The organism is Microbulbifer mixtoriginis (SeqCode) (genome assembly GCF_052467945.1).
Genome location: NZ_CP174328.1, coordinates 3,284,622 through 3,298,895, shown reverse-complemented (window position 1 = coordinate 3,298,895; position 14,274 = coordinate 3,284,622). Strand labels below are relative to the sequence as shown.

At 51.2% G+C, this 14,274-nt stretch carries 13 protein-coding genes and 1 other RNA gene; 4 read left to right on the top strand and 10 right to left on the bottom strand.

Annotated elements, in window-relative coordinates; translation table 11 throughout:
* Positions 1–1,683: 1,683 nt before the first annotated feature.
* Positions 1,684–2,568, top strand: a complete 885-nt coding sequence (locus ACJJIJ_RS14440; protein WP_444937707.1) for a putative phage abortive infection protein — start codon at positions 1,684–1,686, stop codon at positions 2,566–2,568.
* A gap of 352 nt (positions 2,569–2,920) precedes the next feature.
* On the opposite strand, the gene ACJJIJ_RS14435 is transcribed toward ACJJIJ_RS14440, so the two are convergent.
* The 8 genes from ACJJIJ_RS14435 to ACJJIJ_RS14400 form a co-directional block, all read right to left on the bottom strand.
* The gene (locus tag ACJJIJ_RS14435) at positions 2,921–3,172 is read right to left on the bottom strand and encodes a hypothetical protein (protein ID WP_444937706.1); all 252 of its coding nucleotides are present in this window, start codon (positions 3,170–3,172) and stop codon (positions 2,921–2,923) included.
* Positions 3,173–4,027: 855 nt separating this feature from the next.
* On the bottom strand, positions 4,028–4,582 hold the full coding sequence (locus ACJJIJ_RS14430) for a hypothetical protein (RefSeq protein ID WP_444937705.1): 555 nt from the start codon (positions 4,580–4,582) through the stop codon (positions 4,028–4,030).
* Positions 4,524–4,913, bottom strand: coding sequence for a hypothetical protein (locus ACJJIJ_RS14425; RefSeq protein WP_444937704.1), 390 nt, complete (start codon positions 4,911–4,913; stop codon positions 4,524–4,526). Before ACJJIJ_RS14425 ends, ACJJIJ_RS14430 begins: the two co-directional genes overlap by 59 nt.
* A gap of 1,191 nt (positions 4,914–6,104) precedes the next feature.
* Positions 6,105–7,346 carry a tyrosine-type recombinase/integrase gene (locus ACJJIJ_RS14420; protein ID WP_444937703.1) on the bottom strand — a complete coding sequence of 414 codons (1,242 nt, stop codon included), beginning with the start codon at positions 7,344–7,346 and terminating at the stop codon, positions 6,105–6,107.
* A gap of 185 nt (positions 7,347–7,531) precedes the next feature.
* Positions 7,532–7,921, bottom strand: a transfer-messenger RNA (tmRNA) gene (gene ssrA, locus ACJJIJ_RS14415).
* A 156-nt stretch (positions 7,922–8,077) separates the two neighbouring features.
* Complete coding sequence (locus ACJJIJ_RS14410; RefSeq protein WP_444889457.1) at positions 8,078–9,424, bottom strand: sodium-dependent transporter; 1,347 nt, start codon at positions 9,422–9,424, stop codon at positions 8,078–8,080.
* 39 nt (positions 9,425–9,463) lie between these two features.
* The gene (gene smpB / locus ACJJIJ_RS14405; RefSeq protein WP_152454820.1) at positions 9,464–9,943 is read right to left on the bottom strand and encodes an SsrA-binding protein SmpB; all 480 of its coding nucleotides are present in this window, start codon (positions 9,941–9,943) and stop codon (positions 9,464–9,466) included.
* Positions 9,944–9,958: 15 nt separating this feature from the next.
* Positions 9,959–11,377 (bottom strand): sodium-dependent transporter, encoded by a 1,419-nt coding sequence (locus ACJJIJ_RS14400; protein WP_252083247.1) that lies wholly within the window; start codon positions 11,375–11,377, stop codon positions 9,959–9,961.
* Positions 11,378–11,570: 193 nt separating this feature from the next.
* On the opposite strand from ACJJIJ_RS14400, the gene ACJJIJ_RS14395 reads away from it, so the two are divergent.
* Positions 11,571–12,011: a type II toxin-antitoxin system RatA family toxin gene (locus ACJJIJ_RS14395; RefSeq protein ID WP_252083246.1), complete on the top strand. Its 441-nt coding sequence runs from the start codon at positions 11,571–11,573 to the stop codon at positions 12,009–12,011.
* Positions 12,008–12,355 carry an RnfH family protein gene (locus ACJJIJ_RS14390; RefSeq protein ID WP_252083245.1) on the top strand — a complete coding sequence of 116 codons (348 nt, stop codon included), beginning with the start codon at positions 12,008–12,010 and terminating at the stop codon, positions 12,353–12,355. The genes ACJJIJ_RS14395 and ACJJIJ_RS14390 overlap by 4 nt, the downstream gene beginning before the upstream one ends.
* A gap of 2 nt (positions 12,356–12,357) precedes the next feature.
* On the opposite strand, the gene ACJJIJ_RS14385 is transcribed toward ACJJIJ_RS14390, so the two are convergent.
* Complete coding sequence (locus ACJJIJ_RS14385; protein ID WP_444882694.1) at positions 12,358–12,702, bottom strand: outer membrane protein assembly factor BamE; 345 nt, start codon at positions 12,700–12,702, stop codon at positions 12,358–12,360.
* A gap of 277 nt (positions 12,703–12,979) precedes the next feature.
* On the opposite strand from ACJJIJ_RS14385, the gene fur reads away from it, so the two are divergent.
* Entirely contained in the window at positions 12,980–13,390 is a 411-nt protein-coding gene (gene fur, locus ACJJIJ_RS14380; RefSeq protein WP_252083243.1) for a ferric iron uptake transcriptional regulator, read from the top strand.
* A gap of 42 nt (positions 13,391–13,432) precedes the next feature.
* Here the strand turns inward: fur and ACJJIJ_RS14375 are convergent, their stop codons facing one another.
* Positions 13,433–14,038 carry a 1-acyl-sn-glycerol-3-phosphate acyltransferase gene (locus ACJJIJ_RS14375; RefSeq protein ID WP_252083242.1) on the bottom strand — a complete coding sequence of 202 codons (606 nt, stop codon included), beginning with the start codon at positions 14,036–14,038 and terminating at the stop codon, positions 13,433–13,435.
* Between the last annotated feature and the right edge of the window lie 236 nt (positions 14,039–14,274).

The window sequence follows — 14,274 nt, the reverse complement described above, 5'->3', positions numbered from 1 at the left end:
TTAACCCGGATGCCGGTATTTAGACCAGCTCCTCGGCCCTTTAGGGGGTTCTTGAAAACTGGACATATTTGTACAGTTTCTCTCCAATCGAGGCCCTTGCTTTGAAGTGCATCCCCATCAATTGCTGTATAAACAGCCAGTATTTTTAATCCCGAAGATTTACCCACTTTACCTGCTGAGTTTGCCTGGGGAATATTCGGAGCCCCGAATAGGCGTTCGGAAAATGCGAAGAACCCTATTCAGGATGCTGAAGGGGGGTATTCAGCTTCCGCGAAGGAGAGTAATACATTAGAGAATAATAATACTGGAACAAATCCGGAAGTTGACCCTGTTGAATCTGGGCTGAGGATGTTGTGAATAATCCAGCATGTGCTGGCGCACTCTCAGACTGGTTACTTTCTCCAGTGGTTATTTTCTTAGTATCTTTACTTTCTTGTGTCGGCAAATCCCTATCTGGGTTTCCCGTATCTGGATTATCCGTATCTGGATTTTCAGGAAGTGGATTGGGGAAAGCGGGTCAACGTTTGGATAGCGCTGAAACTGCCTAACTTCAGCTCTGCTTGAATTGCTTCTTGGCTTTTATCTTTCTCGGCCACCTCTAAGGCGGTTTTAAGCGCTCCTGCCGGGATTTATTTCTTTCTTGGTGTCATGGGTGGCCTGTAGCTAAAGGCCGCGAAAAGTCCTCTTAGGTGGCTTCAGCGCAATTTCGCTAAATTCATCTTTTTGTGCTGGTTTGTATGGCTGGGGGGGATTTTTAAATCTCTCAGCGAGTGCAAGCCCAAGCGGGTTTCTTGCTCGGTGTTTGGTTGCCAGTGAGCCTTAGGTGAATTGGCAGATTTATTTTGAATTTTGTTTAACCTGCAAGGTAGGTTCATTGACTGGTTCAAAAGAGTGACTGGTTCAAAGAGTGACTGGTTCTGGGTGACTCTGTGTCACTACCTAGTGAATCTCTGTCACTACCCAGTGACTCTGTGTCACCACCCCCAGAGCGGTCGATAAGTGCAACCAACCCCCACAAACGACTTCCAAAAAACCTTCACTTTAGCCATCACGCAACGCCATTCAGGTGTTTTGGCCAAGGCGTTGAGGGTTGAGGCTCTTAGATATGAAATCCAGAAGGGTAAGCACTAGGCGCACACCCCGGGAACATTAGTTTCAATCCCGCCATTTCGGCGGGTTAGGATTTCGACCGCGCATATACCTTGCGCGCACCGAGGCAGCCTCAAAGGGTTGCGTTTGAAACGTGACTCCTGACTCTGCTAGCGCGCGTACTGGTCGCAAAACTCTGAGAAGGTGGCAATGGGGCGCACCCTCTGCTGCAAGGGCCTCTGTGGCTCTCTGAGCCGCTTTACTGGCCTTGGGGGTGCGTTGATGTTGATACGTTTTAGTGCTGCTTAGGGAGCACCTAAGTATTTCTCAGTAAAAATTACGTACAAATACCGTTATTGATACGTTCGTACATATCATATCTCTGGCTTGCTAATTGAGCTGTAAAAATCCTCCCTTTGATTGTTTTAATGAGTCATGCAAATCGACACGGCTCCACATCCGCATTAACCTCTGAGTCTCTGGCACACATGTCACATCTCTGTTTTCTTTGGCAAGTGATATAGACAAGCCTCAAGACTAAGGGTGTTTATGGCATACATAATCGTATAGCTGAGTAGTAAGGGAGTTCTCAATATGGAAATAGATTCTAATCAAATAGATACGTCTCCAAAATGGAGGTCGCTAATTAGAGATTTTAAGCGGCTAATTGCGGTGTCACTAATCATCGCTATTTGCGCTGGGGCGATGTACGCATCTACGTTTAACGGGGGGTTATCCAATGACAGTGGCGTCTGGGGCGCCTTTGGAGATTTTATGGGTGGGGTTCTGAACCCTATCTTTGCGTTTATGGGGCTGATTGCTCTTTTGCTAACTATTTCCATGCAGAGTGAGGAACTTAATAATTCTACAAAGGAGCTTAGGAATTCAGCAGAAGCTCTAATGGAACAAAGTAAATCACTTGAAAGGCAGAATTTCGAGAATACTTTTTTCCAGCTGATAAGTTTACACAATGAAATTGTCAGCGGAATGAAAAAGAGAACAGGCTCTCGAAGAAACGGAATTGAGTTAGAAGGAAGGTTCTGCTTTACATATTTTTACGGTTGGATGAAAGAGTGGTATGACGAATTATATTTAGAAAATTTTGACCATTTGACTGCGTCGGAGCACACCTATCAAAAGTTCTTGGAGGAGGGTGTGAATACTTTTGGTCATTACTTTAAGAATTTGTATGAAATATTTCGTTTTATTGATGAAAGTAAGGCTGATGATAAAGAGCAGTATATTAGAATCCTAAGGGCTCAGCTTTCTTTGTATGAAGAAGTTATTCTGTTTTATGACTGTGTTCATAGGCCTGAAAATGATGATATTAAAGGAGTGCTCGAAAAATATTCCTTTTTTTCAAACCTCGATAAGAAGAGCCTATTTGATGATATAGCTCACCCAGAGATGTACAAGCCGCTTGCCTTTGGGGTGAGAGCAGAGACTTTGGACAAAACATTAGTCGAAGAGACTACTTGAAGGCAATGTTTACCTTTGGTCTGACTAGAATTGGCGAAAGCCCTCTTAACTCACGTTCAGAGCTTCAGACCCCGAATTAGGGGTTTGAGCTGCCAACTCTCAATATCACCTTAATATTCCTTAATGCTTTGGGGTTGAGTGGTCCCGAGCTCGTTTTTGTATTCTGACGGCTTGAATTCAAGCCATGAGATAGCCCCGACCTGCGGCAAGGTTCCACCCTTCCGCATTTCAAATGCGATAGGGTCAAAGTGGGAATTCCCGCTCTGGTATGACCTTGAAGGTCTGCTGGCCTCCCTCGGTAAGGGCGCCCTGTTTCAAGGCCCCCTTTGCACTATGAGCCAGCTAAAACCTCTTACTGTTCACCCTCCAGGCGCTCCAGGTCTTCACGCTCACAGTCGATAAGATTTGCCCATTCATCGGCAAGGTGAGCCCCAATAACTGCCAGCTCTTGGCTGGTGGTTTTGTCCTCGGATATCTGGCTGATGCTCTGGAAGAGGGTGCGCAGCTTGTTCAGTGACTCAAGGCTGAGGTTTGCGATATCGATTGAACGACCAAGGAAGTTATCGGCTTGAGGGGTAGATACAACTGGGGCTTGGTTTGTCATGGCTTGGGCTCCTGATATTGAGTGAGCCGCTGCCCGTGAGGTGTCAATCTCATTAGGGCGGCGGGCTGACTGGGTTGACACTACCGCTATCAGGAACGGCGGGCACAAGGCCCCCCAGAAAGCCCACCATAACAGGGTGAGACCTTAGAGGTCTGGGCACAAAAAAACCGCATACAGGGGTAGGCGGCTTCGGGACGCCTGATAGTTTCGGGGTGTCAAACCCGGTTACGGATTTTGCCGCAACGCCTCCAGTATGCTTGCCCAGTGTAAAGCCTTTCAATGCTGGGCGTCGAATGTGCTGCCAATATTTTACTGTGCTGTTTCGCTACCTGAATTTGGATAGGGCGCCCCAAATTATTAAATCAGCCCGCGCGCTCATAACAAGCTAACCATTCCTCATTGGTCTGTTCTTGGGGGGGAATAGGTGTTCCCTTATACCCACGTCCCCTTATTACCGTATTACCGTGCTTTTTTTCACCCGTAGTTTGAATTGGCTGTATTCCCCGTGGTTGCTGGGTTTGCTGGATTTCCTTGTCCGGAAGTTTTGTCCGGGAGTTGTCCGGCACTTGTCCGGGACATTCAGGTTGGGGGTGGGCTCCTAATGTCCGCTGCTCAATGCAAACATGCAAGTGTGATGTCTAACCGCTTCCTTGCGCAGACTCTGTGATGTGAGGCCCACGCACTGTATGGAGCATTAGAATTGGTTAACTATGGGTATGGCTAAGTATAAGACTCTCCAATATGAGACTAGTGAGGCCCAAAAAAGGGCTGTTAGTCCTTCATATTGATACTGCTGGCGCTTCTATCATCTGTTTTCCTCGTTAACTTGTCTCATATTGGAGTAGGTAGAGGTAGTTAGTCCTCCAATATGAGACTGGTAAAATCGAAATTTGCAGGAGCCTTGAGCGTCGGTTTTAGCTTCCAGGTTGAGGGGTGGGTGCACCAATAGCCCAATGACTGACGCCCGGGAATAATTCCTTCCCGAAATCCTGTCCCGCTCTTTGGTTCATCAATCCCAAACCAAGTTGCAGCTAACAGAGTCGGGCAGCCCCGCTTTTTGACCCCTTTTCGAGTGACTACGAATATGCCTGAGTGCTCCAGCTCTGCAAGTGCCCGATAAAGTGTTCCCTTGACCCATCCATAGTCCTTCATGATGGAATAACAAGCTGATAGGTGGCCGTTGTTATTCCCCTTGTACTGGACCATGACGTTATTCAATAGCTTGTGAGCCTGGGCGCCTAGCCCCCGGAAGCGGGGGCTATCGTACACACGGTGTGGGCATTGGATATAGCTGCCGTTTTCAGGCTTCTGTCTCCGTTTTGCCATTAGTCCTCCAGCAGATTTAAGGACTTTACTCGCTGTCAGGTAGCCAATAAACGCCATGACTTCCTGCAATTCCGTCTCGGTCAATATGCCCCTCCATTCGGCATTTAACAGCTATTCCTCGCTTTCTAAGTTGCGATACGATTTCGGGACTATTGCTTGCCCCGGTGACTTTATCTAGCTCCTCTCGGCAGCATGACCGCTTAACAAGAGTTTTGAGTGCACGCATTTGCCTGGCGGTAAGGCGGCGTTGTTTGCCCGGCGGGAAAAGTGCCAGCTGCTCTTTATTTGGGGCTGCCCGGTTGGCGCTATGGGGCGTGCTTACAACTACTCCAAATAGCGATTCACTGGTATTATTTATTGGCTTGGTTTTTTGGTCGGGGCCGCTCTGTACTGGGGCGGTTCTGATTGTTTTCATGATTCCTCCCGTTAGCTCCGAGCTTCTCTAATGAGTTTTTGGCGAAGGTCTACTAAATACTCTCCCTCCCATACAGTTGTTTTTGGTCCCAGCTTAATGCCGGGTTTGACACGTCCATCTGAAACCCACTTCCACCACGTCGAAAGCCCAACGCTATATAAATTTGCGCAGTCCTTTGCTCGATAAAGAGCGTCTCGGTTAATGGTGTTTGTGTGCTCGACAGTCCCAGCCATAAGGCTTCCTCTCTTTAGAAACAAAAAAACCCGCACTAGGCGGGTTGGGTTTGAAAACTAGATGTAAAAACTTTGCTGCTATGCGACCTTTCTCTAAGTGGTGGGTAAAGGTGCTCCTCCTTTGAGCTCAAATTTCAGGCATAAAAAAACCCGCTCAAGGCGGGTTTAGTGGTTTGAATCTGTAATTTTCAGGGCTGTAGGTGCCTGACTATAGGCGCTTAATTTATCAACGATTCTCTATCTTTCAGGCACAAAAAAGCCCGCTCGAGGCGGGCCTTCTTAAATTCTGTGGGCTACTCATATCTTTCGCCACTGTTGCATATATTCGACCATGAAATACGTATTAGTTGCAAGCTTTTTAGGGCTTTCATGGGTTGCTCCGCACGAATCGGCAGCTTGCCTGAATTTAATGTCTAGACGGCTAGACGTCAAGGTGGTTTTATGCGCCACAAGCTCAAACTGGATTAAAATACAGTTTTTGCTTTAAGCCCTTCGCAGAAATCGGCAGCTTGTCAAAAAATAGCGTGTACACGTGTAAACTGTCAAGGCGGCACAGGGCCACAGTAGGTTTGTAGGGGTTAATTTAAGCTCGCTTGATACTTAAGTATTAAATAATATCTTGCTGTAACAGTAAAAGGCGATGTGATTTTAATTGTGATAATTAGGGGCTTTAATAATTCTTGAAGAGAGGCGCCGTGCAGAAATCGGCAGCGTATCAGAAAATAGCGTGCGCACGGGCGCCTGTCAAGATGACATAGGGTCTCAGTGGTTTTATAGAGCTTAATATTAATTTTACTTGGTACACCGGTAGCAATTGTTTCAGCTGGCTGTGCTTGCGGTCTTTTATAAGCATTTAGAAGGAACAACTGCGCAGAAATCGGCAACCTACCTAAATTTAATCCCCGGGCGCCCGGGGAGTCAAGGCAGCCTTAGATTTACTGGGTGTTATTTCTGAGTTTTAAGTGCTTGAATTGTTTAATCCGAAATTAGCGGTTACTACATTATTCGCTCCCGCTTGAGCTTTGAGATTATCCAAATAATCTGCCCACTTCTGCATCATAGCTGCCCGCTGCTCAAGGTGCTTTGTCCGGTTATAGGCGCGCCCCAGCGTGTCTTTCACTTCATGGGCTAGCTGGTGCTCTATGTAGTCCACGCGGAAGCCAAGAACTTCATCCAGCAGGGTGCGAGCCATTGCCCGGAAGCCGTGGGCAGTCATGGTTTCGTTGTCATAGCCCAGTGACCTGATCGCAGTCCTCACCCCGGCATCAGACAATGGGCGGCTCTGGCCTCGAGCCGATGGAAAAACATACTTGCCACGGCCTGTTAGCGGCTCCAGCTCTCGCAGTAGAGCCAGCGACTGTTCTGCAAGAGGGATAATGTGCGGCTGGCCCATTTTCATTTTTTCGCTGGGCAGCTCTATTTGCTTGGCCTCCCAGTTAATTTCGGCCCACTCCAGTTTGCGCAATTCTCCAGGGCGGCAGAATAGGAGAGGGGATAGTTTGAGGGCGGCCCTCACTACTGGGGTGCCTTGGTATTCCTCCATGGCGGTTAGCAGGCGCCCAACTTCAGTGGGGTCAGTAATAGCTGCCAGATGTTTCTTCTTGGTGGGGGTGAGTGCGCCGGTAAGGTCTGTGGTGGGGTCGCGGTCGGCCCTTCCGGTGGCCACGGCAAAGCGGAATACCTGGCTGGCTACTCGCTTTACCCGGTGGGCAGTCTCCAGGGTTCCCCGGCTCTCAATACGGCGCAGGCACCGCAGCACTTCCGGCGGGCTTATCTCGGAGATAGGACGCTTACCCAAATAGGGCTTTAGGTCACGCTCTAAAGCGAGGGTGGCGCGGTCCTTTGATGAGCTGGATAGGTGCGCCATCTTGGCGGCGAACCACTCATCACTAACGGCGGCGAAGCTGCTGCGATTGGCTTCCAGGGCGGATTCTTTGCGGGCGCGTTTTATATCGCGGGGGTCGACACCTTCGGCAACATGCTGGCGGGCTTCATCACGAAGTTCGCGGGCGCGCTTTAGGCTTACATCGGGGTAGAGCCCAATTGCCATTTCTGGGCGTTTGCCATGCAGGCGGAAACGGAATACCCAACGCTTGGCCCCGGTCGGGGTCACTTCGATTGCCAGCCCTTTCTCATCGGACTCGATGTACTTCTTGTCGCGTGGCTTGAGGGCGCGGACCTTGGTGTCAGACAGCGGCATAGCTCACCTTCCATGGATTTTGGACGGGTTGGACGGTGGCACTGCTATCAACCCGTCCAATAACCCGTCCACTTGAGTCTGGATTTGGACGGGTTAGCTTAGATTAACTGGGATGGTCCAGATAAGCAAAAACCCCGGAAACTCTAGGTTTGCGGGGCTTTTGTGGGCTGTCTGAGACAGCGATTTGGTGGAGATGGCGGGAGTCGAACCCGCGTCCGTCAGCACTCTGCCAGAGGCTCTACATGCTTAGCTCCGTCTATTGATTTAACCCATTACAGCCCGGCGGTCAGGACGTATAGGGCGATCCCGTAAAGTGTTTAACCGCTTGCCCACGAGTATGGCTTGCGGCGATCCAGTTCTGTATAACAGTCTACAGCGCGATACTGGAACCTTGCTGAAGACTGCTAAGGGACGAACCCTTAGTTAGTGCTTCACAAGCTGCTTACGCAGCGAGTTGGGCACCGTAGTTGTCGTCGTTGGCAACTAATAAAATACAGCTTTGGATTAACGTGATTCGCTGCCATCACGGCATGCACCCAAGGTTTCGTCACCGGCGTCGAATCCAAGTCATCCCCGATAAGAAACACTCTCGTGTGTCATCTAAGTATACCTCAAACTCGGGCATTGCAATAAATTTTTATGCGCCAGGAATTTTTGGGAACTTTGATCAGGGGCAGGGAGAGAGCGGAGTGCCCCGGCAGCAGTGGCCGCCGGGGTAGTTAGAAAAGGCGTTACAGTATCGATTGGGCGAAGGCTACCAGGATCAGCAGTGGGCACACGATGCGTACATACCAGGGCCAGATCTTCCAGAACAGGGTGTGCTCAATATCTTCGTGGCCTTTCTTCAGCTCGCTCAGCAGCTGGTCTCGGCGCCAGATCCAGCCGGCAAAGATACACAGCGCAATACCCAGCAGGGGCTGGCCGTATTCAGTACTGATGCTGACTGCCAGCCCAAACAGGCTGTCGAAGTTGTAAATAATGGTGCTGCTGATGGCAAAGATCACCAGGCCCACCCCTGGGGTGGCAATACGGCGGGGGATGCCTAGGTTCTCAATAGAGAAAGCCACCGGTACTTCCAGCATAGAGATAGAGGAGGTGAGGGAGGCGATCACCATCAGGGCAAAGAAGGCAATGGCGACGAACACGCCGGCTTCGCCCATGGTATCGAACAGCGCTGGCAGCACCTGCAGGATCAGGTTGGGCCCGGCAATCAGGGCACCGTCAGCAGCGAAGATCTGGGTGCCGGCTTCCTGGGCCACATACATGGCGGGCAGGATTAGCAGGCCGGCGGTGAAGGCGATCCCCACGTCGATCAAAGTGACCAGGGCGCCCAGGCGGGGCAAGCTCTCCTGTTGGCTCAGGTAAGAGCCGTAGATCAGCATGGTACCCACCCCTAGAGACAGGGAGAAGAAGGCCTGGCCCATGGCAGAGATCAGTAGCTTCGGGGTGAAGTGACTGAAGTCTGGCATCAGGTACACCTCCAGGCCGGTAAAGGCACCGGGCTGGGTGAGTACGTAGGCGATTAAAAGCAGCAGCAGAATAATCAGCGAGGGCATCAACAGGGTGGACCAGCGCTCAATGCCCTTCTCCACACCACTGGCAATAATCAGCATGGTGAGACCACTGAAGATCGCGGTAAAGATCAGATTGCGCTGGGTACTGTTTTCTGTGAGCCATTGGACGGCTTCCTGGGCGCCAAACAGGGCGGCGAAAGGCTCGGCCAGGTGGGCCACCATCCAGCCGGCCACAATAGCGTAAAAGCTCAGAATCAAAGAGGCTACCAGGATACCGCCAAAGCCGGTGAGACCACCGAAGAAGCGGCTCACAGGACCAATAGAAATAGCCCGCAGTGCCTGCACCATATTGCGCCGCGCATAACGGCCAATGGTGAGTTCGGCCATCAGCGCCGGATAGGCGAGGGCGAAGGCCAAAAACAGATAGGCCACTACAAAGGCGGCGCCGCCGTTGCTGGCGGCTTTGGTGGGGAAGCCCCAAATGTTGCCGAGACCAACGGCGGACCCGGCGGCGGCCATCAAAAAGCCAATATTCGAGCTGAACTGTCCTCGCGGTGCACTCATAGTAAATCCCGTAATTATTCTTCTAGTTGTCTCTGTGCACTACTTGTGCGTGGCGCGCATCAGGCGCTGCTTTTCACGGTTCCAATCCCGTTTTTTCTCGGTTTCGCGTTTGTCGTGCATAGCCTTACCCTTGGCCAAGCAGATTTCGCATTTGACCAAATGGCCCTTCCAATACAGCGCGGTGGCAACCACGGTGTGCCCCTTTTGCTCCACGGCGGCGATCAGCTTGGACAGCTCGCGCTTGGTGAGCAGCAGGCGACGGGTGCGGTCGGGCTCGGTCACATAATGGGTGGAGGCGCTGGCAAGCGGCTGGATATTGGAACCCAGCAGCCAGGCTTCGCCATTTTTAAAAATGACATAGCTGTCGGTGAGCTGGGCCTTGCCCTCACGACAGCTTTTCACTTCCCAGCCCTGCATCTCAACGCCCGCCTCAAACTTCTCCTCTATGAAGTAGTCGTGACGGGCCTTCTTGTTGAGGGCGATGGTATTGGATGTTTGCGCTTTCTTTTTCTTGGCCATGAAAACTTCTAGTGACTAGATAAAACTGTGTCCAAAAAACTTCAGGGCCACGGTGTTGATAAAGATCAACAGCAGTATCAGAGGGATAAAGGTGCCCAGGGAGAAGTTTACGTATTTTTGTGAGAAAGAGCCGGCAAAGGCGGAGTCGCCTTCCTGCAGCTCTTTGTCAAAGTTGGCTTTCTTCCATTTGTAGATCACAAACAGACACACCAGCAGGCCATTTAAGGGCAGGATGGTGTCGTAGAAAATGATCTCTACCAGGTCGAAGAAGGACTTGTTAACGCCGGCCAACTGTACAAATTCAGTGAACCAGTTGACCATGCCAAAGGAGACGGCGCAAGCGATGGCCAGTACAAACTGTACTCCGGCAACCCAGTAAATGGCTGTTTTACGCTCCATATCGCGCTCGTCGCGCAGGGTGGCGATGGGTACTTCAATAATGGAAACCAGGGACGTGATCGCTGCTACCAGAACCAGGAAGAAGAAGATTGCAGCCACGGCACTTGCGCCGGCATAGCCGATGCTGTCCTGTAGGGCAAGGAAGATCTTCGGTAGGAACAGGAAGATCATTCCGGCAGAGGACTCGCTTAATTCGGAGGGATCAATCTGCGGGTTGAAGTGGAAAATACTCGGCAGAATCAGCAGGCCCGCAGTAAAGGCCACCATGGTATCGGTAATGGCAACGGCGCGGGAGGAGCCGGGGATAGAGTCCCGCTTCTTCATATAAGAGCCGTAGGTGATCATGATGCCCATACCCAGAGACAGCGAGAAGAAGGCCTGGGCCATGGCTTTGCTCACCACGTTGCCATCAATTTTGCTGAAGTCTGGCACCAGGTAATACTTCACACCGAGGATGGCGTTATCCAGGGTCAGGACAAAAATCACCAGGCCCAGCAGCATTACAAACAGCATCGGCATCAGGGTTTTTGCCGCACGCTCAATACCGTCTTTAACTCCCATAGCGAGGATGGCGTTAATAATCAGCATCAGTACCACCAGGTAAATAAATACCTTGGGGGTATTGATAAAGTGGATAAAGAAATCCTGGGTGGCGAGCAGGTTGAGATTACCGGTGACGGTTTCAATCAGGTACCCGAGCACCCACACAGTAACCACTAAATAAAATACTGCGATCATAAAAGGCGTGATCAAGGCTAGCCAGCCGGGGATACGCCACAGGTGTGAACCGTTGGAGAGTTGACGATAGGCACCTACCGGGTCTTTATCGGAGCGGCGCCCCAGAGCCAATTCCGCCATCATAACGGGCAGGCAGATCAGAAAAACAAAGAGCGCATAGACCAGTAGGAAAGCACCGCCTCCGCTCTTGGTGGCCGCTACCGGGAATGCCACCAGATTGCCAATACCAACTGCGGAACCAGCTGCGGCCAGGATAAAGCCCAGCCTTGACCCAAAATGCTCTCTCACTGCGGTCATAGTACTCTCGCTATTATTTTTTATCAGATACAGCTTTCGTTTTTGTTATTCCAGCGGGGCCGGGTATGTCCCGCCGGCAAAAAATGCGATTGTTGCAGGAATTCTCTTGCTTGAGTAGCGCCGACTGGCAAAATTAGCGGCCGAACGACAATCCCAGGCGATTTCGCCTGGCGGACTGGATTTGACAACAGGAATGACTGAAATAGAGCGCAGCGCGCTGGTGATGTACAGCGCGGAACAAATGTTTGATCTGGTCAATGATGTGGCCAGCTACCCACAATTTTTACCGGGGTGTCGCGGGGCTGAAATTCTGCATCGGGACGAAGAAACCCTGGAGGCACGGTTGGATTTATCGCGCGCGGGTATTCGTCAAAGTTTTACCACGCGCAATCAACTGGTGCGCCCGACCAGCATGACCCTGACCCTGGTAGACGGTCCCTTCGAAAATTTTACCGGGCATTGGATGTTTACTCCCCTGGCTGAGAGCGCCTGTAAGGTGACTTTTTCACTGTCGTTCTCCATGAAGAGCCGTTTGATCGCCGCCGCCGCAGGTAAGCTTTTTAGTGATCTGGCCAATCAAATGGTGGCGGTAATGTGTGAGCGTGCCGAGGACATTTACGGGAAGCCGCAATGACAGAAGAAAAAATGATTTCGGTAGAAGTGGTTTACGCACTGCCCCATGAACAGCGGTTGATGCGGTTACTGGTAAAACCGGGCACTACGGCAAGGGAAGCTCTGATTCGTTCGGGTATTCCAAAAGAGTATCCGGAAGTGGACCCGGATAGTGCCAAGATGGGTATCTTTGGCCAGGTTCTGGGGAGCAAAGGATTGGCGCCGGCAGAGAGCTACGAGTTGCAGCCGGGCGATCGGGTGGAGGTTTACCGCCCGTTGATCGCCGACCCGAAAGAGGCGCGCAAACAACGCGCCGAGAAGGCCAAGCGTATGGCCGAGAAAAAGAAAGGTGCCGAAGACGCTTAGGCTTAGGGCCAGTCAGCCGGCTGCAAGTCACCGCTGGTGGATACCAGGGAGTCTTCGTCAAAATAAACGCTAAAGCGCTCCTGGCTGATATCACCCTTCTTGTCGCGAATGCGGTTGACGTAGTCCCAGCGGTTGGGATTGTAAGTGTCTTCCAGCAGCGGGGTGCCAAGAACAAACTGTACCTGGCGGCGGGTCATACCGGGCTTCAGCTGGTCGATCATCTCTTGGGTAATGATATTGCCCTGCTGTACCTCAATGCGGTGCACACCGGGAAACTTAACCAGCGTACAGGCGCCGAGAAGGGCGCAGAGGCTGGCGATGGCGATAAATTTCAGGCTAGGCGGCATTCATTGCTCCATTATGTTCTTTCACACGGCACCTCTCGTACAAATTTTAAACGGTTGCCCGGAATAGGACCCTATGCGTAGGGAAAGTTCCCTTCCTCTGCGATTTCCCTCTCTCATGGTGCCTGGGGTTCCGCTGACTCCGTTCGGCATGGGATAATACCCGAAGAGCCGGCTCGCTGACAGGCGGGAATCTGTGGTCTTATTCGGGTATAGACCTTTTCAGTGAGCTGATGCAAGTAAAGACAATTCATAAAATCCTGTCGGGAAATATTTATTCATGTCGAACGAAAACCAGGAATTGCGCAAGGCTGGCCTGAAGGTCACCCTGCCGCGGGTTAAGATTTTGCAATTGCTTGAAAGCACCAGCGAGCAGCACTTGAGTGCTGAAGATGTGTATAAGCTACTGCTGGAAGCGGGGGAAGATGTCGGTCTGGCTACCGTCTACCGGGTACTGACCCAGTTTGAGAGCGCGGGTCTGGTTGTTCGCCACAACTTCGATGGCGGCCACTCCGTATTCGAGCTGGATCGTGGTGATCATCACGACCACATGGTGTGTACCGATACCGGCAAGGTGATCGAGTTTCACAATGAGGAAATTGAGGAACTGCAGCGCCAGATCGCCGATGAGCACGGCTACGAGCTGACAGGCCACAGCTTAGTGCTGTACGTGAAGGAAAAAGAGAAGTAATCCAGTCGGGTGCGGCGTCCGCCGCACCCATCTTATGCCCGCTTACTGCTGTGGCTGGCAGGGCGGCGTGTACAGCTCTGGGAATTTACCGACCTTATCCGCGTAAAACTCCCTTAATTTGTTCAGTTCTGCCTCCAGGTTTTCCCCCAGTTGGGCGATAGGGCCAATTCCCACTTCTTTCTTGGAGAAATTGATAAAGCCCAATACCAGAGGCACCTTGGCACTGCGTGCAATATGGTAGAAACCGGACTTCCAGCGCTCACCCAAACCGCGGGTGCCCTCCGGTGGGATGGCAATAACCAGCTCTTTGCGCAGCTTAAATTGGCGCACGGTGGCATCTACCAAGTTGTTAGCCTTGCTGCGGTCTACGGCGATACCGCCAAACCAGCGCATGGGGCCGCCCAGGGGGAACTGGAACAGTTTGTCTTTGCCCATCCACTGCGGAGTCATCTTTAATTTGAGTGCGGCGAGAATAAAGTAGTAGCCGTCCCAGTTAGTGGTGTGGGGAGCCCCGATCAATACATATTTTTTCAGTTTTAATGATTGCTGATCGCCGTTAACGCGCCAGCCGTGAAACTTCAGCAGCAGCTTGGCAACTTGGCGCAGCAGCGGCGTGATAATCGGGGTATTAAAAATCGTTCTCTGCATAAACTCGGCCGATACTACTCAAACAAAGTTAAACAAGCGGCTCAGTATATGGTGACTTCTGCCGCCAGACCCAGTCATATTTGGTCTATTTGTCCTAAAACGGCATATATCACCGGCAGGCCGGCTATTTTGCCGGATTGTTGGCGGTTATTTATTGATCTGCGAGATATGATTGCCCACCGCTCCATTGAAAGTGATGGGCTGTCCTGTTGGTCAGCTTTGAAACTCGGCTGAAG